This is a genomic window from Xenorhabdus mauleonii (genome assembly GCF_900113945.1).
Classification (GTDB): Bacteria; Pseudomonadota; Gammaproteobacteria; order Enterobacterales; family Enterobacteriaceae; genus Xenorhabdus; species Xenorhabdus mauleonii.
The window spans coordinates 308,513-330,392 of sequence record NZ_FORG01000001.1; the positions used below are offsets into that span (position 1 = coordinate 308,513).

General features: G+C 43.2%; 21 protein-coding genes and 1 riboswitch. Of the genes, 9 read left to right on the top strand and 12 right to left on the bottom strand.

Translation table 11 applies throughout. The features are described from left to right. The first annotated feature begins 5 nt into the window (after window positions 1-5). The 3 genes from BM100_RS01220 to BM100_RS01230 are packed head-to-tail and all read left to right on the top strand — an operon-like array spanning window position 6 to window position 4,017. Window positions 6-1,742 (top strand): ATP-binding cassette domain-containing protein, encoded by a 1,737-nt coding sequence (locus BM100_RS01220; protein ID WP_092507221.1) that lies wholly within the window; start codon window positions 6-8, stop codon window positions 1,740-1,742. Further along, window positions 1,739-2,899 carry an ABC transporter permease gene (locus BM100_RS01225; protein ID WP_092507222.1) on the top strand — a complete coding sequence of 387 codons (1,161 nt, stop codon included), beginning with the start codon at window positions 1,739-1,741 and terminating at the stop codon, window positions 2,897-2,899. The genes BM100_RS01220 and BM100_RS01225 overlap by 4 nt, the downstream gene beginning before the upstream one ends. Window positions 2,900-2,910: 11 nt before the next feature. Beyond that, window positions 2,911-4,017, top strand: a complete 1,107-nt coding sequence (locus tag BM100_RS01230; RefSeq protein WP_092507223.1) for an ABC transporter permease — start codon at window positions 2,911-2,913, stop codon at window positions 4,015-4,017. A 121-nt stretch (window positions 4,018-4,138) separates the two neighbouring features. Here BM100_RS01230 and BM100_RS01235 read toward each other — a convergent pair whose 3' ends face one another. Beyond that, window positions 4,139-5,335, bottom strand: a complete 1,197-nt coding sequence (locus BM100_RS01235; RefSeq protein ID WP_092507224.1) for an MFS transporter — start codon at window positions 5,333-5,335, stop codon at window positions 4,139-4,141. Window positions 5,336-5,720: 385 nt separating this feature from the next. Here BM100_RS01235 and BM100_RS01240 point away from each other — a divergent pair, with 385 nt between their 5' ends. From BM100_RS01240 to BM100_RS01250, 3 genes are all read left to right on the top strand, one after another. After that, a complete protein-coding gene (locus tag BM100_RS01240; protein WP_092507225.1) occupies window positions 5,721-6,410 on the top strand; it encodes a hypothetical protein in 690 nt (229 codons plus the stop codon). A gap of 252 nt (window positions 6,411-6,662) precedes the next feature. Continuing rightward, window positions 6,663-7,280 carry a TetR/AcrR family transcriptional regulator gene (locus BM100_RS01245; RefSeq protein ID WP_092507226.1) on the top strand — a complete coding sequence of 206 codons (618 nt, stop codon included), beginning with the start codon at window positions 6,663-6,665 and terminating at the stop codon, window positions 7,278-7,280. A gap of 72 nt (window positions 7,281-7,352) precedes the next feature. Further along, window positions 7,353-8,066 carry a hypothetical protein gene (locus tag BM100_RS01250; RefSeq protein WP_092507227.1) on the top strand — a complete coding sequence of 238 codons (714 nt, stop codon included), beginning with the start codon at window positions 7,353-7,355 and terminating at the stop codon, window positions 8,064-8,066. Window positions 8,067-8,146: 80 nt separating this feature from the next. Here BM100_RS01250 and BM100_RS01255 read toward each other — a convergent pair whose 3' ends face one another. The 5 genes from BM100_RS01255 to moaA all read right to left on the bottom strand — a co-directional run bounded on the left by BM100_RS01255 (window position 8,147) and on the right by moaA (window position 11,352). Further along, window positions 8,147-8,857, bottom strand: coding sequence for a Bax inhibitor-1/YccA family protein (locus tag BM100_RS01255; protein ID WP_092507228.1), 711 nt, complete (start codon window positions 8,855-8,857; stop codon window positions 8,147-8,149). A gap of 220 nt (window positions 8,858-9,077) precedes the next feature. Continuing rightward, a complete protein-coding gene (moaE, locus tag BM100_RS01260; protein ID WP_092507229.1) occupies window positions 9,078-9,545 on the bottom strand; it encodes a molybdopterin synthase catalytic subunit MoaE in 468 nt (155 codons plus the stop codon). Window positions 9,546-9,547: 2 nt separating this feature from the next. Next, on the bottom strand, window positions 9,548-9,793 hold the full coding sequence (gene moaD / locus BM100_RS01265; protein WP_092507230.1) for a molybdopterin synthase sulfur carrier subunit: 246 nt from the start codon (window positions 9,791-9,793) through the stop codon (window positions 9,548-9,550). Further along, window positions 9,790-10,269 (bottom strand): cyclic pyranopterin monophosphate synthase MoaC, encoded by a 480-nt coding sequence (gene moaC, locus BM100_RS01270; protein WP_092507231.1) that lies wholly within the window; start codon window positions 10,267-10,269, stop codon window positions 9,790-9,792. Before moaC ends, moaD begins: the two co-directional genes overlap by 4 nt. A gap of 102 nt (window positions 10,270-10,371) precedes the next feature. Beyond that, on the bottom strand, window positions 10,372-11,352 hold the full coding sequence (moaA, locus tag BM100_RS01275) for a GTP 3',8-cyclase MoaA (protein ID WP_092507232.1): 981 nt from the start codon (window positions 11,350-11,352) through the stop codon (window positions 10,372-10,374). Continuing rightward, a riboswitch (molybdenum cofactor riboswitch) is annotated at window positions 11,342-11,498 on the bottom strand. (Overlaps the previous gene by 11 nt.) Before the next feature lie 279 nt (window positions 11,499-11,777). Between moaA and yvcK the strand changes: the two genes are divergently transcribed. Next, window positions 11,778-12,686, top strand: a complete 909-nt coding sequence (gene yvcK, locus BM100_RS01280; RefSeq protein WP_092507233.1) for a uridine diphosphate-N-acetylglucosamine-binding protein YvcK — start codon at window positions 11,778-11,780, stop codon at window positions 12,684-12,686. A gap of 129 nt (window positions 12,687-12,815) precedes the next feature. Here yvcK and uvrB read toward each other — a convergent pair whose 3' ends face one another. From uvrB to bioB, 5 genes are all read right to left on the bottom strand, one after another. Next, entirely contained in the window at window positions 12,816-14,855 is a 2,040-nt protein-coding gene (gene uvrB / locus BM100_RS01285) for an excinuclease ABC subunit UvrB (protein WP_169924718.1), read from the bottom strand. A 700-nt stretch (window positions 14,856-15,555) separates the two neighbouring features. Then, complete coding sequence (gene bioD / locus BM100_RS01290; protein WP_092507234.1) at window positions 15,556-16,239, bottom strand: dethiobiotin synthase; 684 nt, start codon at window positions 16,237-16,239, stop codon at window positions 15,556-15,558. After that, window positions 16,229-17,002 (bottom strand): malonyl-ACP O-methyltransferase BioC, encoded by a 774-nt coding sequence (gene bioC / locus BM100_RS01295; RefSeq protein ID WP_092507235.1) that lies wholly within the window; start codon window positions 17,000-17,002, stop codon window positions 16,229-16,231. The genes bioD and bioC overlap by 11 nt, the downstream gene beginning before the upstream one ends. Next, window positions 16,986-18,137, bottom strand: a complete 1,152-nt coding sequence (gene bioF, locus BM100_RS01300; protein WP_092507236.1) for an 8-amino-7-oxononanoate synthase — start codon at window positions 18,135-18,137, stop codon at window positions 16,986-16,988. Before bioF ends, bioC begins: the two co-directional genes overlap by 17 nt. Next, a complete protein-coding gene (bioB, locus tag BM100_RS01305) occupies window positions 18,137-19,177 on the bottom strand; it encodes a biotin synthase BioB (RefSeq protein WP_092507324.1) in 1,041 nt (346 codons plus the stop codon). Before bioB ends, bioF begins: the two co-directional genes overlap by 1 nt. Before the next feature lie 96 nt (window positions 19,178-19,273). Here bioB and bioA point away from each other — a divergent pair, with 96 nt between their 5' ends. Next, a complete protein-coding gene (gene bioA / locus BM100_RS01310) occupies window positions 19,274-20,542 on the top strand; it encodes an adenosylmethionine--8-amino-7-oxononanoate transaminase (protein ID WP_092507237.1) in 1,269 nt (422 codons plus the stop codon). A gap of 248 nt (window positions 20,543-20,790) precedes the next feature. Then, window positions 20,791-21,363, top strand: a complete 573-nt coding sequence (locus BM100_RS01315) for a hypothetical protein (protein ID WP_092507238.1) — start codon at window positions 20,791-20,793, stop codon at window positions 21,361-21,363. Window positions 21,364-21,513: 150 nt separating this feature from the next. Here BM100_RS01315 and BM100_RS01320 read toward each other — a convergent pair whose 3' ends face one another. Further along, the gene (locus BM100_RS01320; RefSeq protein ID WP_092507239.1) at window positions 21,514-21,879 is read right to left on the bottom strand and encodes a VOC family protein; all 366 of its coding nucleotides are present in this window, start codon (window positions 21,877-21,879) and stop codon (window positions 21,514-21,516) included. Between the last annotated feature and the right edge of the window lies 1 nt (window position 21,880).

Here is a 21,880-nt window from a genome sequence, read left to right on the forward strand (position 1 = left end):
ATGACATGACCAGTTCAGCTTATACAATCAAACTGAACGGCGTGGAGAAAACGTTTCCAGGATTGGACACCCCGGCAGTTTCCCATTTGCAGGCAGAAATACAGGGAGGCTTTGTCACGGGGCTTGTCGGCCCTGATGGTGCTGGAAAAACCACGTTGATACGAATGCTGGCCGGATTATTGAAACCCAATAGCGGCAGTATTGAAATTATGGGGCTTGATCCCATCAAAGACAGCGTTCAAGTACGTTCAGAACTTGGCTATATGCCACAGAAATTCGGTTTATATGAAGATTTAACCGTCATGGAAAATCTCACTTTATATGCCGATCTACGCGGTGTACTTGGTGAAGAACGCAAGGCTACCTTCCAAAAATTACTGACATTTACCGATTTAACCCGCTTTACTGAGAGGCTCGCTGGAAAATTATCCGGCGGCATGAAACAAAAGCTGGGGCTTGCCTGTACCCTGTTGGGCAGCCCCAAAATCTTGCTGCTTGATGAACCCGGCGTCGGCGTTGATCCCATCGCCCGCCGTGAATTATGGCAAATGGTACACGAGCTTGCTTCTGAAGGAATGTTAATCCTGTGGAGCACTTCTTATCTGGATGAAGCGGAGTTATGTCGTGATGTTTTGCTCATGAACCACGGCGAATTGATTTATCGCGGTCAGCCACAAGATTTAACTCAAAATATTGCCGGGCGCTCTTTTTTGCTTGATGTCAAACAAGGTGCCCGCCGCAAAACGCTGCAACATGCCCTTACCCTGCCACAAGTTACTGATGGCGTGATCCAAGGGAAATATGTTCGCCTGATCTTAAAGGAACAGGCGGATAAAAGTGCATTGCTGGCGCAACTCGGCCTGCCCGAAGACAATATCTTGGATGCTGAACCCCGCTTTGAGGATGCTTTTATTGATTTATTGGGCGGTGGCCCATCCCATCGTTCTGAATTGGCAGAAATTATGCCGCAGATTCCACCTAACCCGACGGAAACAGTCATAGAAGCCTGTCATCTGACGAAAAAATTTGGCGATTTCGCTGCCACTGATGATGTGAACTTTCAGGTGAAACGCGGGGAAATTTTTGGTCTTTTGGGGCCAAATGGTGCCGGTAAGTCCACGACTTTCAAAATGATGTGCGGGTTGATGCTCCCTACCGCCGGCAATGCCTTGGTGTTAAGCATGGATTTAAAAACCAGTTCAGGCAAAGCCCGCCAGCGCCTTGGTTATATGGCACAGAAATTCTCGTTGTACGGCAATCTGACCGTAGAGCAAAATCTCAAGTTCTTCTCCGGTGTTTATGGGCTGAAAAGCCGGCACCAGCGGGAAAAAATGTCTGACATGATCAGTGCGTTTAATCTCGAACCCATTTTGAATCAAAAAACGGATAGCCTTCCACTTGGCTTTAAACAACGTCTGGCCCTCTCCTGCGCATTGATGCATGAACCTGACATTCTGTTTTTAGATGAACCCACATCTGGCGTCGATCCTCTGACCCGCCGTGAATTTTGGTTACACATTAACGGAATGGTGGATAAAGGTGTCACCGTAATGGTCACAACTCATTTTATGGAAGAAGCTGAATATTGTGACCGCATCGGCTTGGTATTTCGGGGAAAATTGATCGCCGCAGGGACACCTGACCATTTGAAACAACTGGTTGCCACGGATGTTCGCCCTAATCCTTCAATGGAGGATGCGTTTATCGATCTCGTCGTGAATTACGATAAGGAGCCGCAATGAGTCATTCCGGACACGCCAAATCGCAAAAAACAGTCAGTTTTTCATGGCGGCGATTAAAGGCACTTTGCATCAAGGAAACAAAACAGATCATCCGTGATCCCAGCAGCACTTTGATTGCAGTCGTAATCCCTCTCATGCTGCTATTTATTTTCGGTTATGGTATCAATCTGGATTCCAGCAAACTGCGCCTTGGTATTCTGATGGAGCAGCAAAGCGAAGACGCTCGTGAATTAGTGCATGCATTTACTGGCTCCCCTTATATTGATGCGACTATCAGTGACAACCGCCAGTTCCTGATCAACAAAATGCAGGAGAACCAAATTCGGGGCATTGTGGTCATTCCGGTTAATTTTGATGCCCAACTTGCTCGCGTAGGCAGCCATTCCCCTATTCAAGTCATTACTGATGGCAGCGAACCGAATACTGCCAATTTTGTTCAGGGTTATACCAAAGGCATTTGGCAAATTTGGCTGCAACAACGAGGACAAAACCGTGGCGTTTCAACGACTCCGTTGATTGATACAGAGATCCGCTATTGGTTTAACCCAGCTGCAATTAGCCGGCATTTTCTTATTCCCGGAGCAGTTTCAATTATCATGACCGTGGTCGGCGCAATCCTGACATCACTTGTCGTTGCCCGTGAATGGGAACGCGGAACTATGGAGGCTTTACTCTCAACTCAAGTTACCCGAACGGAATTATTGCTTGCCAAGTTATTGCCATATCAAGTACTCGGCTCTTTTGTCATGGTGCTTTGCATGATATTCACGGTTTTTGTATTGGGTGTTCCCTACCGCGGCTCACTCTGGATACTGGGCTTGATTTCCAGCCTGTATCTCGCCACCGCTTTAGGTATGGGCTTACTTATTTCCACCCTGACGCGTAACCAGTTCAATGCCGCAATGATTTCCTTAAACGCTGCGTTCTTACCTGCCATTATGCTGTCTGGTTTTGTTTTCGAAATAGACAGTATGCCCGCACTTATTCAGGTTTCTACTTATATCGTCCCGGCACGTTATTTTGTCAGCGGCCTGCAAACCCTATTTCTGGCGGGTAATATAGGCACGGTGTTGATTACCAACCTTCTTTTGCTGGTTGCCAGCTCTATTGTCTTTATTGGCTTGACTGCGTGGAAAACCCGTCGGCATCTGGATTAAAAGGAAAGAGCATGTTTTATCGTCTGTATACGTTAATCATGAAAGAATTGCAGTCTCTTCTGAGAGAGCCGCAAACCCGCAGTATTTTAATCTTGCCCGTCATTCTGCAAATGATCCTGTTTCCTTGGGCTGCTACGCTGGAAGTCAAAAACGCCACTATTGCTATTTATAATGAAGACAAGGGGCAAGCCTCGATTGAATTAACCCAGCGACTGGCAAAATCCAAAGCATTTCCGGATGTTATTTTGCTGACCAGTTCACAAGAAATCCGCCCAACACTTGATGATCGCAAGGCGCTGCTGTTGGTACGTTTCCCGCAGAATTTCAGTGCCAATATCGCCAGCCATCATCCGACATCAATTCAAGTTTTGCTGGATGGCCGTAACTCAAACAGCGCCCAGATTGCCGCCAATTATATCCAGCAAATTGTGATGGATTACCAAAAACAATTATTGGGAGATTCCCCCCGTTTCAACAATAGCGAATTAATCATTCGTAACTGGTATAACGCCAATTTGGATTATAAATGGTTTGTCGTTCCGTCTTTGGTTGCCATGATTACCACCATTGGTGTTCTCATCGTTACGGCCCTATCGGTTGCACGTGAACGGGAACAGGGAACGCTGGATCAATTGCTGGTTTCACCTTTGGCAACGTGGCAAATATTCCTCGGCAAAGCCATTCCGGCACTTGTTGTAGCCACCATGCAGGCAACCATCGTTCTACTGATTGGCACACTGTTTTACCAAATCCCTTTTGCGGGGTCATTGCTGCTATTTTACGGCTGCATGTTGATTTACGGCTTATCGCTGGTTGGTTTCGGTTTGTTGATTTCCGCAGTCTGCTCTACTCAGCAACAAGCGTTTATCGGTGTGTTTGTCTTTATGATGCCTGCAATCTTACTTTCAGGCTATATCTCTCCGGTTGAGAATATGCCTGTTTGGTTACAGGATATTACGTGGATTAATCCAATCCGGCATTTTACAGATATTACTAAACAGATTTATTTGAAAGGCGCTGATTTATCGGTGATTTGGCCAAATTTATGGCCATTGTTGGTAATTACGGCAACAACGGGAGGAATTGCTTATCGGTTATTCCGCAGCAAAATTGCTTGATAAAAAAATCAGATAGGAAAGAGAACAAAATTTAGCAAGATATGCTCTCTTTCCCCACGTTTATTTTTCAGAATAAGTTATTTTCAGGAACGCTATTTTTCAGGAAAATACGAAAATGGATTCAGACCGGTTGCTGAACACGATTAGGCAGCATCCATTTATAACCACAAACAGATGTCAAAAATACCATAACACCTGCAATCAATGTGATTATAAAACCTGTTTGAATCCCCATTTCATCCACCACCCAGCCGGAAAGTGAAGCACCAAAAGCAACACCAACACCTAACCCTGTGATCACCCAAGTCAAGCCTTCAGTCAAATTGTGGGAAGGCACGGTATTCTCCACTAATCCCATCGCAATAATCATTGTCGGAGCAAAAAATAATCCCGAAATAAATATCATCGTGGACAATGTCAAAATATCAAATGCCAGAAACAGTGGTACCGTCGCCAACATTGTTGCCAATGATGCAAACATAAACAGGCGGGGTAATGGGATATTTACTTTAATTGCCCCAAATATCAGCCCTGCCAGACAAGAACCAACGGCATATGCTGATAAGACAATGCTTGCAGCGGCAGGTTGCCCTTGTCGCTCTGCAAAAGCCACACTGATAACATCAATAGTACCGACAATGGTTCCCAATGCGATAAATGAAACCACTAATATTTGTACGGAAGGAATGCTTAAAACAGTGACTTTATTTGCGGTGGCATGAGGATAAACAGGTGGCTCAGTTTGTTTTTGTAATATAAACATCATGACCCCAATAACCAATAAAATCGCCGCAGCCAGTGGCCCAGCTTCTGGGGCTACCGCTACACTTAATCCAACAGAAATCGGCGGCCCAATGATGAAACAGAGTTCATCCAAAACCGATTCAAAAGAAAAAGCAGTATGCAGCCGAGGGTCATCACGATAGATTTCGCTCCATCTAGCCCTAACCATCGCAGGCATACTTGGCATTCCCCCTGATAAAGCGGCAAAAACAAACAGTGTCCAATCTGGCGCTTGATAATGAGAGCAAAGTAAAAGAATGAACATTGAAATAACGCTCAGCATAGTCACATAAGGCAATACTTTACTTTGACCAAAACGATCTACCATTCGTGAGATTTGGGGAGCCAAGATCGCCATGGAAAAAGTGAATGTCGCAGCGACCGCCCCAGCTATCCAATATGAGCTTTTTAATTGCGCGAGCATGGTAATAATGCCTATTCCTGCCATAGAAACCGGCATTCGTGCAATTAATCCGGCGATAGAAAATGCTAATGCACCTGGAGCCTTGAACAACGCTTTGTACGGGTTTGCCATAAATACTCCTGAATAATTGATGAAGTCAGCCTATTTATAAATTTAAGAAATTCACATACGAGGCGTATGCAAACTTAATTTATATACATGGCGTATGTCAATGATAAAAATCAAACAACATAAATTTGAAGTGATGAAATGCCAGGCTGTAATGTATTGTTTCAATCGCAGATATGCTAAATAGACTCAAGGAAAGGAGTCAGATTACATTGATTTTTCCCTGTATCTTTACTCGACTCATTAGTGGAGTTTCGGTAGATATCGCGTTATGGTTAGCCAAAAATCGGCATCTTGATGGAGCCTTAGATTTCCTTGATGTTTTACTGAATGGATTAAATGAAAAATAAAATTTTCCGTTACACTCAATTAATATGAGAATAAAACTATGCCTATAGCAAACATTGTTAATGAAGTATTAATCAAAACAAGAATATACTTTGATTTAAAAACTCAAAATAAATATTATGAAGAACCAACACGATTAGAATTGCCAGAAAATAAGCGCCAATTTTATTCACAGGAGGAGAGAGCAAAAAAACTCGAAATATTGACTAAAACAAGAAGTAGAATAATGGACGGGCAAAGCCCATATCAAAAAAACGAAATTTTACAGAGCATACAAGGTGAAAATCATGTAGGCAATTGCGGTGAATATAGCTGTAAGGCTTTTGAATACCTTAAATTTGAATCAGATAATATTCGGTTACTCTATAATAGGCCATTTGATATCACGATAATCCACATTAAATCTCCCATCAATAGATTTGAACACGCCTTTGTAATGCTTTCAGATAACTACCTGAATCAATTTCTAGATAAAGGAAACTTATCAGATTTATTCAGTAGACCTCATAACTCAGACATATGGATATGTGACCCTTGGGCAAATATTGCTTGCCTTTTACGCGATTATCCTTTTGAGTGGAAAGTTAAAATGCGTAAATGGAATGAAAGAGGAAAATTATTAACTTATTTTGGGAAGACTTTGTCACCAACAGATTTCAATGTCTATACCTTAATAGATCATGGAATTAAAAGCGTAGAGTTCAATGAAAATGTGAATACTCGCGGATGATAAAACATCATCATCCACAATATTATATTAATTTATAATGCATTTTATTGTCATCAATTGATGATTAAGTGAAATTTTCCTACTGCCACAAACTGACTTTATTCTTCTTTGTAAACACACGGTTATCTATGCTTCCGGGGATGATCTCCCTTGCCGCCGCGATGCAACTTGAAATCCATTGTGTATAGAGCCTTGACATACATCGCGTACGTCAATTATAAAAGCCGAATAGCATAAATTTGGAGTGATAGAATGGCCCGTAAACCCAGAACTGAAATGATTGAAACAACCCGACGAAAATTGATTGAAACGGCTCGCCAACAATTTGGTACGGTAGGATATGCCAATACAGTAATGGATGAGCTAACTGCTAAAGCAGGCATGACACGCGGGGCTTTATATCATCATTTTGGTGATAAAAAAGGACTCTTTCTTGCTGTTTTGCAGCAAATTGATGCCGAAATGGATGATCGCCTAAAAGAAATTTCAAAACGTGAAACAGATAATTGGACAGCATTTACACGCCGCTGCCATGCTTATTTGGCAATGGCAATAGAACCGGAGATACAACGGATTGTTCTGTGTGACGCATCCTCAGTTTTGGATGCTGAGCAGCTACAACATACTAAATTACAATGTATTGATTCAATCGCATATATGCTAAATAGACTCATGGAAGAAGGCCAAATTACAACGGTATCTCCCCATATTCTGGCTCGATTCATTAATGGAGGCTTGATGGATACCGCGTTGTGGATCGCCAAAAGCCAACACCCTGACAAAGCTTTATCAGATGCCTTGGATTCCCTTGATACTCTATTGAATGGATTAAAAATCAATAAATTTAATGAGATAAATATATTTAAATAAAACCTATTCTTGTTTATAGGAGGCAAATAAAAAGACATTATCCTTGCACACTGCTAATATGAGAATAATAATATGTTTATAGAAAACATTATCATCGATGCATTAATTTATACAAGAAATTTATTTAATTCAAAAACTCAAAATAAACTTTATGAAGAGTCTTCACTATTAATGTTGCCAGAGAATAAACGCCAATTTTATTCTTTGGAGAGTAGGTATAGGAGATATTTATCAATAAATGCAGCAAGAAAAGAAATGGCGTCCGCAAAAACTCCATATGAAAAAAACATTATTATGTTTAAAATACAAGGAAATGATAACGTTGGTAATTGTGACGAACACTCCTCTATAGCATTTGAGTATTTAGTAAAAAAATCAAAATTAATTTGGGGGTTTTACCAAAAGCCATTTTATATCGCAATTATTGGAACCACCTTAAATAACTACGGCCACGTTTTTGTGGCATTATTGAATAAACTTTCTTATCCATTAGACCATGTTCAAAAAAGCGGGAATTCATTTCCATTAGCTGAATTACTCATGAAAAAAAATGGCTCAGAGATATGGATATGCGATCCTTGGGCAAATATAGCTTGCCACTCATACGACTACCCAACTCAATGGAAAGAAAAAATGTTAAAATGGGCGAGTAAAGGGAAAATAATAGATTCCTCAGATAGATATATAATCCCAACAAGTCCAGAAAGTTACCAATTAATGGATATAGGTATTTCAAATATTGTGTACATAGAACATGTCGATTTTACCCCGTATCACTTACTATAATGAAATATTGTGACTTCCAATTAAAATCCCTGCCTAGGCAGGGATTTTAATTAATTGCAACTAATTCAGCATATCAGTAACTACCGACGGTCGCCCAGAATACGCAATAACATCAGGAATAAGTTAATGAAGTCCAAATACAGAGTCAGTGCGCCGGTAATGGAATATCTGCGCATGTTCTCTTTATCATTAACATCCATTTGCTCACCCATTTCTTTCAGTTTCTGAGTGTCATAAGCAGTCAAGCCAGCAAAAATCACAACACCGATATAAGTGATTGCCCACATCAGTGCCGGACTTTTCAACCAGATATTTAGCAAGGACGCCAGAACAATACCGATTAGCCCCATAAACAGGAAGCTGCCCAGACCGCTCAAGCTACGTTTGGTGGTATAACCATAAACACTCAGTGCACCAAACATGCCTGCTGAAACAACAAATGTACTGGCAATGGAGCTGCTGGTATAAATCACAAATATGCTGGAAAGCGTTAGCCCCGTCAGCATGGAATACAGCATGAATAGACCCGTCGCCAATGCCCCACTCATTTTATGAACCAAACCAGATAGCACAAACACCAATGCAAGTTGTGCAATGATCAAGCCGTAGAACACAATGGAGTTGCTAAAAATAGCGTATAAAATCTCAGGCGTATTCGCCACATACCATGCGACAAATGCAGTTAACAGCAGGCCACAAGTCATCCAACCATAGACTTGCGCCATGTAAGTTTGTATACCAGAATCAGTTTTCTGGACAATCGAACCATTAGAACGTTGATATCGGTCCATGACGATTACCTTTTGTGACGATGTTTAATAATTAAGACTGTTTTAAGAACAAACAATCTACGCAAAAGTTATACATTAGCATAGAACATTAACAAAGCCATCCGCCAATTAATATCAACTTCAGTGACATACTATTTATTTGTTAATTATCTGCTAATTTACGAGGCGCTTCGCAAACTCGTTGAATAACATATTATTTCAATCGATCTGCTGAAGTCTGTTACCAGCGATTTACAGCGTCCTGATCACTTTCTCTCGTTTCAACCCAGCGTTCCCCTTCCGCAAGCGACTCTTTTTTCCAAAAAGGAGCTTTGGTTTTCAGATAATCCATCATGAATTCCGTTGCCATAAAAGCCATTTGCCGGTGAGAGCTTGTAGCCCCAACGAATACAATTTCATCTCCCGGATACAGCTCGCCAATACGGTGAATAATGCTGATTCGTTGCAATGCCCAGCGTTGGCGAGCTTCATCAACAATATGCTGCAACATTTTTTCTGTCATGCCCGGATAATGTTCCAGTGTCAGTGCCTTAACATTATCGCCCAAATTGTGATTACGAACTTTTCCCGTAAAGGTTACAACAGCACCATCCTCGTCGCATTGTGAAAGCCATTGATATTCTGCCCCTACATCAAATGCCTCACGCTGAACGAAAATCCGTGTCGTTCTTCCTTCTGATTTCTCCACACTCAACCTCCCGTAACCGGCGGGAAAAAAGCGACTTCATCACCGTCCTGCAAAGGATGTTCAGCGTGAACAAAGGATTGATTGACCGCAGACAGCAATTTTCCCTCTTCCAGCGCCAGCGCCCATTTGTCACCTTTTTCAACCAATGCACGACGAAGATGAGCCACTGTGGGATAATCATTTGCTAATTCAAGAGAATCTATTCCCACTAGCTCTCTCACTTGGGCAAAAAACAGTACTTTTATCATGCTTCCACCTTAAAATCGCCTGATTTTCCACCACTTTTTTCCAATAAACGCACAGGGCCAATGACCATATCTTTCTGCGCCGCTTTACACATGTCGTAAATCGTTAAAGCGGCCACCGATGCGGCTGTCAACGCTTCCATTTCAACGCCGGTTTTCCCTGCCAAGCGGCAACGGGCTTCAATTCTGACACGGTTGTGCTCTGTCTGAGCTTCCAGTTGAACTTCTACTTTGCTGAGCAATAGAGGATGGCAAAGTGGGATCAATTCCCAAGTCCGTTTTGCTGCCTGAATTCCCGCAATACGGGCCGTGGCGAAAACATCCCCTTTATGGTGATCACCTGCAACAATCATGGACAACGTATCGGCCCGCATTTCAACAAATGCTTCTGCCCGCGCTTCCCGTACAGTTTCTGATTTGGCAGAAATATCCACCATATGAGCTTCACCCGCAGTATTGATATGGGTTAATTGAGACATGCTTTACTCCTAAAATTGTCCCTGAAAAACTGTTCTTAAAAAATTGCGCTTAAAAAGCGGTTGTTAAAAAACAGCTCCTGAAAAAACAGTCATGCAGTCAAGTTAACCGCCGATAAAAGAAAGATTGGGAGTAATGCCGCTATCGCCCTGATGTAAAAAGTGTGTCTCACGTTTATGGCGCAATCCACCTTGGATACGTAGTTTTAAATCATCAAGTGATGCGTCATCAGAAAGCAGATCACGCAATGGGATGCCTTGTTCCCCAAATAAACACAAGTGAAGATTACCAATAGCAGACACTCTGAGCCGGTTGCAACTTTGGCAAAAGTCTTTTTCATACGGCATGATAAGGCCGATTTCACCCAAATAATCCGGGTGGCGAAAAACTTGGGCCGGCCCATCGCTGCGTTCTCGTTGTAACTGTTGCCAGCCTTGTTGCAATAGTTGGGTTCGGATAACTTCACCGGAAAGGTGATGACGATGGAAAATATCGCTCCCTTCCCCTGTTTCCATCAATTCAATGAACCGTAACTGAATCGGGCGCTGTTTTATCCAGTTCAGGAAAGCAGGAAGATTGGTATCATTCACGTTCTTCATCAACACCGCATTGACTTTCACAATGTGAAATCCCGCGTCAAAAGCCGCATCAATGCCACGCATGACCTGAAAAAATTTATCCTGTCCGGTAATGGCGTGAAACTGGCGAGGATCAAGGCTGTCGACACTGACATTGATTGCTGTCAATCCGGCCTCTTTCCATTGGCGCACATCACGTTCCATCCGGTAACCATTGGTTGTAACAGCGATTTTTTTGATCTGCGGATTTTCGTGAACAGCGGCGACAATATCGCTGAAATCACGCCGCATAGTCGGTTCTCCCCCTGTCAGGCGAATTTTTTCAGTACCAAGTTCAGCAAATGCCCGGCTGACACGTTGGATTTCCGGCAGAGAAAGAAATGACTTGTGGCCATGGGGCCGATAGCCATCGGGCAGGCAATATGTGCAGCGGAAATTACACACATCGGTAATAGATAATCTTAAATAATAAAATTTGCGCAAAAACGCATCTACGAGTTGTTCCACGATAACACCTTCCAAGTACGGGAGATACAGGCATTTCTACCTTGCACCTTGGTGACTCAGGAGCCACGGCCAAAGCATCATATCAATGTGACATCCATTCGATAGAACAGCGACTTAGACACAGAGGCTAGGAGTTAATATCAATTAAACTTTTATATGAATAATTACGTGAGTAACGAAGTGCTCGCCAAAGATTCTAACGCTTAAGATGACAAAAAGCTAATGCCGATACCGATATATACCTTAATATACAATGAGTTAAATGAGCATCATTTCATCAGGTTTATGCAGGGTTTTCATGCTGCCGTGAAAAAATAAGATCTTACTCCGCACAAAATCATAGCAATTTCTGAAGGCATTATATTTTATGATAAATTATATGAGATTTATTACAGCCCCTATATTTAGCCAGTAACAGGAATCCTATGCGAAATCGCACATTAGCTGATTTGGATCGCGTTGTCGCCCTCGGTGGCGGCCATGGACTCGGACGTGTTATGTCCTCTCTTTCTTTTCTCGGTGCCCGCCTGACAGGCATTGTCACCACAACAGACAATGGCGGCTCAACCGGAAGGATACGACGCTCGGAAGGCGGAATAGCATGGGGAGATATGCGCAATTGCCTCAATCAATTAATTACGGAACCGACTATTGCTTCCGCTATGTTTGAATATCGATTCAGTGGCAATGGCGAGCTGGCAGGCCACAATTTGGGCAATTTGATGCTCAAATCGTTGGATCACTTGAGTGTCCGCCCTCTTGAGGCAATTAATCTGATCCGCAATTTACTGAAAGTTAATGCGCACTTGATCCCAATGTCAGAACAATCGGTTGATTTAATGGCAATTGATGACCAAGGCAATACGGTTTATGGCGAAGTGAACATCGATCAACTTAATTCGGTGCCACAGGAATTGTCACTTTATCCCCATGTCAGTGCCACTAAAGAAGCGCTGGATGCCATTGAACAAGCAGATTTGATTTTGATCGGCCCCGGCAGTTTTTTTACCAGTCTGATGCCTTTGTTGTTGTTGGAAGATTTAACTCAATCGTTGCGCCGCAGCAATGCGAATATGATTTATATCGGTAATCTGGGTAAAGAACTGAGCTATGCGGCTGCCGAATTGTCATTAAAAGATAAAATCGACATCATGGAAAATAAAATTGGCCGTAAAATGATCCATGCGCTTATTGTTGGCCCTTGCATTGACATTAGCCCATTCCATGATCGAATTGTCACGCAGCAAGTGTTGGAAGCACAGGATATTCCCTATCGCCATGATCGTGAATTATTACGCCAAGCGATAGAAAGTACCCTGCAAAAATTAGGCTGATGGTTTCTTTACGTTATTTATTCGCAGATTTTTATTTGCGCATTCTACGTGCAGAAAATAACGCCCAAACAACGCAAAAGTAAATTGTTAGAGAGTCATTCGCTGTACACTCTCTAACCTTTATTTCATTCAAGAATTAGCAATGAATTGCGTCCTCAATGCTTGTACCTGATCACGTACACTCGCCGCCTGTTCAAATTCGAGATCCCGTGCATGCTGATACATTTTGTCTTCCAGCTCACGTATCTTCCTTTCCAGCTCTTTTGTTGACAGATTGTGGTAATCATCCGTAACCAAGGCAACTTTGCCCCTTCCTTTGTTTTTTCCTTTACTACCAGCAGGCTGGCCGATTTTCAGTATGTCACCAATCTTTTTGTGCAGCCCTTGCGGTATAATGCCATTTTCTTCGTTAAATGCCTTTTGTTTGGCGCGACGGCGTTCGGTTTCCCCAATGGCCTTTGCCATAGAATTCGTGATCCTATCACCATACAAAATCGCCTTGCCATGCAGGTTACGGGCTGCACGGCCAATCGTTTGGATCAACGAACGTTCTGAGCGGAGGAAACCTTCTTTATCCGCATCCAAAATCGCTACAAGTGAGACTTCCGGCATATCCAAACCTTCACGCAACAAGTTGATGCCGACCAAAACATCAAATTCACCCAAGCGAAGGTCACGGATAATTTCTACACGCTCCACAGTATCAATATCTGAATGGAGATAACGTACTCGCTCCCCATGCTCTTCTAGATATTCCGTTAAGTCTTCCGCCATTCGCTTGGTCAGTGTCGTGACCAATACCCGCTCATTTTTCTCTGCACGAATACGGATTTCGGATAATAAATCATCGACCTGAGTCGCGACAGGGCGAACTTCAACTTCAGGATCCAACAAGCCGGTCGGACGCACAACCTGTTCAACAATTTCATTGCCGGATTTTTCCAGCTCATAGTTCCCAGGGGTTGCTGAAACATAAATGGTTTGTGGTGCCAGTGCCTCAAATTCTTCGAAGCGCAACGGACGATTGTCCAACGCTGATGGCAGCCGGAAACCGTATTCCACCAACGTTTCTTTGCGAGCGCGATCGCCTCGGTACATACCACCAATCTGGGGGATCGTGACGTGGGATTCATCGACCACCAATAAACCGTCTGCGGCCAGGTAATCGAACAATGTTGGCGGTGGCTCACCTGCCGCACGACCGGATAAGTGACGGGAATAGTTTTCAATACCAGAGCAATAGCCCAATTCATTCATCATTTCGAGATCGAATTGAGTTCGTTGAGTGAGCCGCTGCTCTTCCAGCAGCTTACCTGAAGACAGCAGTACTTTACGACGCTGTTCCAATTCCACTTTGATTTCTTCCATCGCCTGAAGAAGTTGTTCACGCGGCGTGACATAGTGAGTCTTGGGATAAACCGTATAGCGGGGGACATTGTATTGCACCTGCCCGGTCAAAGGATCAAACAGGGAAAGGCGTTCCACTTCTTCATCAAACAGTTCAACGCGCAGGGCATGTTCATCCGATTCAGCCGGATAAATATCAATGACCTCGCCACGCACCCGAAATGTTCCGCGCTGGAACGCCTGATCATTGCGGGTATATTGTAGTTCACTCAAACGGCGCAGGATTGCGCGCTGATCAATTAACATGCCCTCAGTTAAATGAAGCATCATCTTCAAATAGCTATCAGGATCACCCAGACCATAAATTGCAGAAACAGAAGCCACCACAATCACATCCCGACGTTCCAGCAGGGCTTTTGTTGCTGACAGCCGCATTTGCTCGATATGTTCATTCACTGATGCATCTTTTTCGATAAAAGTATCAGAGCTGGGTACATAGGCTTCGGGTTGGTAGTAATCGTAGTAGGAGACAAAATATTCCACCGCATTCTCAGGGAAGAACGCTTTCATTTCGCTGTAAAGTTGTGCCGCCAGTGTTTTGTTGGGGGCAAGGACCATCGTGGGGCGATTCAGGTTTGCGATAATATTGGCTATCGTAAATGTCTTACCTGAGCCAGTTACTCCCAAAAGTGTCTGGTGTGCCAAACCATCTTCCAGCCCCTCTTGCAATTGGCGGATAGCGGATGGCTGATCGCCCCCGGGTTTGAAATCAGAATGTAGCTTGAATACTTTATTCAATATTTTATTCGTTTCTTTGCTCATTTTCCCACCATGACTATTTTTACCGCACCAAACTTATTGTATGATACTGGATAAAAAACCAGCTTCAAGTCAGTTAGTAAAATATTAGTGCTTTTTATTGTGTGGAAGTATGGATCATGGAGTGAGCGATGTCAGAATTACCTCTGTCAAAAGAAAATGCAATTTATTCTCATAAATACGGTTTATCTCACAAATACATTATATCTATTAGTGATATTAACTTTAAGTTAACATTCATGATAGCTATTTTTATCCCCAGATAATAAGTTTGCGTTTTCTCATTTTTGTATTAGCAACTGAAATGATAAAGCACCGAATGACAAGCAGATTCGAAAAGGGATTGCTTTTATATAACAAATTGATTTTAATAAAGAAAAAATCCAAGGAGAGAATAACAGCAAATCTTGCGCAAGCCGCGTATTATCTTGCGTCGGGATAGTTTTCTAAAACTAATACACAAGGTTATCCACAGGAATAGTGGATAACTCAGCAAACCCTATTGTGCATGGGAGCTTGCGGAGTTATTCCCACCTGTGAATTTTTTCAAAAAAGGAATATTTTTATCCTGTTTTGGAATAATTCTTTACTATTTATTGCTTAAAAATGGCTCAATATTTGTTGATATAAGATATTTTCCACATAAGAAAATAGATCCAAATACGGCCTATGACACTCATTCTAGCTAACGGTAAGTAAACAATTAGTTAACCAATGAATCAATATGTAGATATTCACCCACATTACTTTTTTCGCAAGCGTCTCCCAGATAGGGAATAACGCCCAGCAAAGGGGCAGAAATCATGTCCTTCAACGTCTCCAGATACTCTGCTTGATATTTACCGGCAGGTTCAATTTCATTGGCAACCCAGCCTGCCAGTTTCAATCCTGAGTGCTGAATGGCTTTTGCCGTTAATACTGCATGATTGATACAACCCAATTTGACGCCTACCGTCAAAATCACAGGTAAATTTTCCTGAATCACCCAATCAGCAAAAGTTTCATTTTTCGACAAGGGCGTATACCAGCCCCCCGCGCCTTCAACTAACACCCAGTCCGCTTTTGCCGCCAAGACGTCCAATCCCTGCGACAACGCTGCAAAATGGATAGGCTGGTTTAACGCCGCACTCACGATATGAGGTGAAGTTGGTTCAACAAATACCAAAGGATTAACTTCTTGATAGCTCAATGGCACTGAACTGTTTTTCTGCAAAGCCAACGCATCGCCATTGCGTATGCCCTCAGGCGTTATTTCACTCCCTGACGCCACTGGCTTGTAACCCGCAGTTTGATAGCCTTTTTTATTGGCGGCTTGCAGCAAGGCACAACTAACAACGGTCTTACCTACTTCAGTATCGGTTCCAGTCAGAAAATATTTACTTGTCACAATAAATAACTCCAAAAATAATTTGATAACTTAACGGGTAGTTTCCATTATGGCGGGGGTATGCATCAGCTAGAGCGTGTAAACGCTTTCTGGTCATTAATCCCCGCTGGCGACCATGATGAAGATGCGTTGCGCCAATGCCTTTCAGAGAATTCAACAACGGCAGGAGTTGCGGATAATGCTGGCAATATTGCCGTTCCATGACCTTATGCCGGTAAGGCTGACACGCATGTGCAATAGCCTGCAATGGCAAGAATTGGTTTACATGTTGATAGTCATCGACTCGCTGCCATGCAGCTTCCAGCTCACACAGTGATCCCTGTGCAAGGGTAGAAAAAACAATGAGGCCGCCCGGGCGAGTTACGCGATAAAATTCCTGCAATGCACCTGGCAGATCATTGCACCATTGCACCGCCAAGTTGCTGAAACAAATATCAACACTGCAATCGGCCAGCCCCAAATGTTCTATATCACCTTGCAAATAGTAGTCAGCAGCTTGTTGCCCCTGTGCATGGCTCAACATACCGGAAGCCAAATCTAACGCGATAACCTGTTTGCCTTGCTGCTTCCAGCGGGCGCTGAAAAAACCCGTTCCACAACCAGCATCCAGTACCCGTGCGCCGGAGCTTTCCATTTGAACCAGCTCCATCAAGTATTCACCGGTTTGTTGCTGCAATTTAGCCACCGAATCATACTTAGAGGCTGCCTTGCCAAAGGCCCCCGCTATCGCTTGCTTGTCGACAGATTTAATACCCAGGTTCATGCAGAGCCTCCAGTAATGCATCAATATCTTGTCGTGTATGACTTGCTGTCAGAGTAATTCGCAAGCGGGCACTCCCGACAGGAACCGTAGGCGGCAGTATTCCCTTAACCCACAGATTTTTCTGCCTGAGCTGTTCAGATAGTGCGATACAGTGCTCATTATCCCCAACCACCAGCGGTTGAATGGCCGTCCTTGAATCCATCAGGCTAAAAGGCAAATGTTGTGCTTCATGGCGAAAATAATGAATATTATTTTGCAAAGATTGCCGCAGTGCTTCACCGGCCCTGATTTGCCGAACTGCTTCGCTCAATGCCACGGCCTGTGCGGGAGGCATTGACGTGCTGTAAATCAGATGCCGGGCATACTGGAGCATGTATTCAGCAGTGTGCCCATCGCAAAGAACTGCCGCACCACTCAGCCCGAATGCTTTACCAAAAGTAACAATCAGGATTTCTGGCTTTATATTTTGTTCCCAGCAACTGCCCCGGCCTTCTTCACCGTGAATACCGATACCGTGGGCATCATCTACCATCAACCAACTGTTGCTAGATTTTGTTTGCTGTGCGAGTAATTCCAGCGGAGCACAATCCCCATCCATGCTAAAGATACCCTCCGTTACCACCAGCGTTTTACCTACGCACTCTTTTGTCAGATGCTGTTTCAGGGAATCGATATCATTGTGCAGAAAACGCCGGAATTGTGCGGATGAATGCATGGCGGCTTCCATCAATGAAGCGTGACTCAGACGATCCGCAATAATGCGATCCTCTTTTTCCATTAAGGCTGCAATCACGCCTTGGTTGGCCGCATAACCAGAAATAAACAACAAGGCACGGGAATAACCTAACCACTCAGCCAATTGTTGTTCCAATTCATGATGTGCAGCCGTGTAACCCGTGACATGCCCTGAGCTTCCACTCCCCACACCATATTGATCAGCTCCCCGTTGCCATGCAGCAATGATCTGAGGATGTCGGCTTAATCCGAGGTAATCGTTACTGGAAAAGTTCAGGTATTGGCCATTTGAGGTGAATAAGAGACGCCCATCAGCGCCTTGATGAGCTTGTCTATTACGCCATAGCGGGGTTCCCCGGCGCTCGGCTAAACGTCGGGAGAGAAAATCTGACCAGTTCATTATATTGCCGCATTGTAGAATTGTTCGTCATCAGCATTATTAATGATGGCTTCGGTCAAGTTTTGCTGCTGTTGATTATCCCCAAATGCAGTTTTCGTCTGCTGAGGGTTAATCCCCAAGCGACGGAACAGTTGCAGATCTTTATCTTCACCAGGGTTGGGCGTGGTCAGCAATTTACAACCGTAGAAAATGGAGTTGGCACCCGCCATAAAACACATGGCCTGCGTTTGCTCATTCATCTGCTCACGCCCCGCGGATAAGCGAACATGCGATGCCGGCATCATGATCCGTGCTACCGCAATGGTACGAATAAAATCAAAAGGATCGACATCTTCGTTTTCCGCCAATGGCGTTCCTTTGACTTTCACCAGCATATTGATTGGCACACTTTCCGGTGGTTTGGGCAAGTTAGCCAATTGAACCAACAATGCCGCACGGTCACGAATTTGTTCACCCAAGCCGACAATGCCCCCTGAACACACTTTAATGCCTGCGCCCCGGACATTATCCAAGGTATCCAGCCTGTCTTGATAACTGCGGGTGGTAATGATATTGCCGTAAAATTCTGGTGAGGTGTCTAAGTTATGGTTGTAATAGTCCAGACCAGCCTCTGCCAAACGTTCTGCTTGAGAATGGTTCAACATTCCCAATGTCATGCACGTTTCCATTCCCAGCGCTTTAACTTCCTTGACCATTTTTTCCAGATACGGCATATCGCGCTCATGTGGATTTTTCCACGCAGCTCCCATGCAGAAGCGGGTTGAGCCGGCTTTTTTAGCTTTGTGCGCTGACTCGATGACCTTTTCCACTTCCATCAACCGCTCTTTTTCCAAGCCAGTTTTGTAGCGGGAACTTTGCGGACAATATTTACAGTCTTCCGGACAAGCACCGGTTTTGATCGAAAGCAACGTGCTGACTTGTACTTGCTGCGGATCAAAATGTTCGCGGTGTACTTGCTGGGCCTGAAATAACAATTCAAAAAAAGGCTTATCAAACAGTTCCTGCGCCTGCTTGATAGTCCATTGATGACGCTCGCTCACAATAACATCTCCGACGTTAAAAAATGTTGTCAGTTTAAATAACGCCGTTATCATGTCAACTAAAATGAAACAGAAAAGGTTTACAAGTAACTTATCATGACCCCATCAGATATTGAATTTGACCTGCGCCATATTTGGCATCCGTATACATCAATGAGTCGTCCACTTCCTACCTATCCTGTTGTCTCGGCCTCAGGTGTGGAGCTGGTTTTATCCGATGGACGAAAGCTGATTGATGGTATGTCTTCATGGTGGGCAGCCATCCACGGCTACAATCATCCGGTACTCAATGAGGCGGCAAAATCACAAATCGATAAAATGTCCCATGTCATGTTTGGCGGCATTACCCACCCTCCTGCGGTAGAACTCTGTCGGCAGTTAGTTGCAATGACACCTGATTCTCTGGAGTGTGTGTTTTTGGCAGATTCTGGTTCTGTTGCCGTAGAAGTCGCCCTGAAAATGGCATTGCAATACTGGCAAGCCAGAGGGGAAAAACGTCAGCGTTTTCTGACATTGCGACATGGTTATCATGGCGATACTTTTGGCGCTATGTCTGTCTGTGATCCGGACAATTCCATGCATAGCCTGTACAACGGCTATTTGCCCAATCACCTGTTTGCCGATGCCCCGGCGTGCCAATTTGATGATGAATGGCAACCCGAAGATATCGACTCTTTTAAGCACTTATTGCTGCAATATCATGCTGAAATCGCCGCAGTTGTTCTGGAACCGATTGTTCAGGGCGCGGGTGGCATGCGGATTTATCACCCAGAATATCTGCGGCAAGTTCGTCAGCTTTGTGATGAACACCAAATTTTGCTGATTGCCGATGAAATAGCCACTGGATTTGGGCGAACAGGCAAGCTATTTGCCTGTGAGCATGCCCAAATAGAGCCGGATATTTTATGTTTAGGCAAAGCGTTAACGGGCGGCTATATGACGTTATCAGCAACGCTGACCACCCGCCATGTTGCGGAAACCATCAGCCAAGGTGAAGCCGGTTGCTTTATGCATGGCCCGACATTTATGGGGAATCCGCTGGCGTGCGCTGTTGCCAGTGCCAGTCTGAAATTGCTCACTGAAAGTGCGTGGCAGCAACGTGTTCAATCAATAGAAACCCAGCTAAAAGCGGAGCTACTTCCCCTAAAAACACACCATTCAGTGAAAGATGTTCGGGTATTGGGTGCAATAGGTGTTGTTGAAATGAAACAACCCGTTGATGTCGCATCACTGCAACGCTATTTCGTCCAACAAGGTGTTTGGATCAGGCCGTTTGGCCGATTAATTTATTTAATGCCGCCTTATATTATTCGATCAGAACAGTTAGCGAAATTAACAACAGCAGTTGCTGATGCAATAAATTAAAGGATAATAGTCAGTGTTAATGAAGCACTGACTATTATTATAATGAAAGTATTAATTCACTTCGTATAATATGAAAACCGTGGGCAATTATATTTTCAATCAGTGGTTTTCATATTTTAAATTCACTGACGCTTGTTAATCACTGATAAACATTAACAAACAGCTTAAGTATTTTTACACTATTCCAGAACAAATTTTCTGATATATTTCATCCAGCAATTACGCCAATCTAAAAAAAGGAATATATCATGAGTACAGAAAATATTGCATTTCCTTCAACTGAAGAAATGAAAAATACATTTGAAATGTCCGAAAATAGTTATAATAAAGAAATGTCACATTACGAGATGCTGGTAAAAGAAAAACCTGAGCTGGCGCATTTATTCTCAGAAAATACCAAAGAAGAACCATCAACCAGCCCTGTATTGAGGCAAACCGAGTTTGTTAGCGGGCACTTTAATATTAATACTTATCATCAATACGGATATTATCCTTTTATCCAAGTATCTTCTTATCCTGTGATCATCGGGCATGAACCTAATATCGGAAAGAGAACCAGCTTCAATGGCTACGTCTATGGCGGTTATAATTTACCTCAGTTGAATTTTTATAATATTCATCTTGGTGGTGTAGTTAAACATGCTCAAACCATTATAAATTCACCGCTCAGTTTCCAATTATTCATTAATCCGAAAAATATGGTCCTGCGCCTTTATAAAGGAAATGTTTATTTGGGTGATTTATTCTCTGTATATCAGAATCATCTTTTTGTCACGCATCCTATTACTTTATCCGGCGTAGGTACTTTTACATTAGTTTAATTACCAAATGACATTTTTTAATTTTAAATAACATTGTTTTTTATTTTTGTACGATTCATTACCCCATACCCAATAAATTATAAGTTCTAATACAGTGGCAAAAAAATAAAGACCAGCCACATAACCAATTATGTGGCTGGTATAATTAAATTAACCCATGTCATCCTTAAATGGCCCTTTTAAACCGAGCAGATTGCCAAAGGGATCTTTGACTTGGCACATGCCTAAGCCATTATCAATCTTCATTGGTCCTCGATATATCTGAGCTTCTAGGTTTTGGAAGTGCCGAATTGCACTGCTAAGACAAGGTACAGACCAGTACAAAACCGTGCCCTGCTGACCACAACTGACTTTTTCATCTGCTTGTACGATATCTAATGAAAAATCACCAATTTCCAAGGCAGTAAAATCAAATTCGACCAAATATATAGGGCGAGCAGATGGAAAAGCACGTTTATACCAAGCCAATCCAGCTTTAACATCGGGAACAGGAATAAGCAAAGTGGCAGGTTTCATC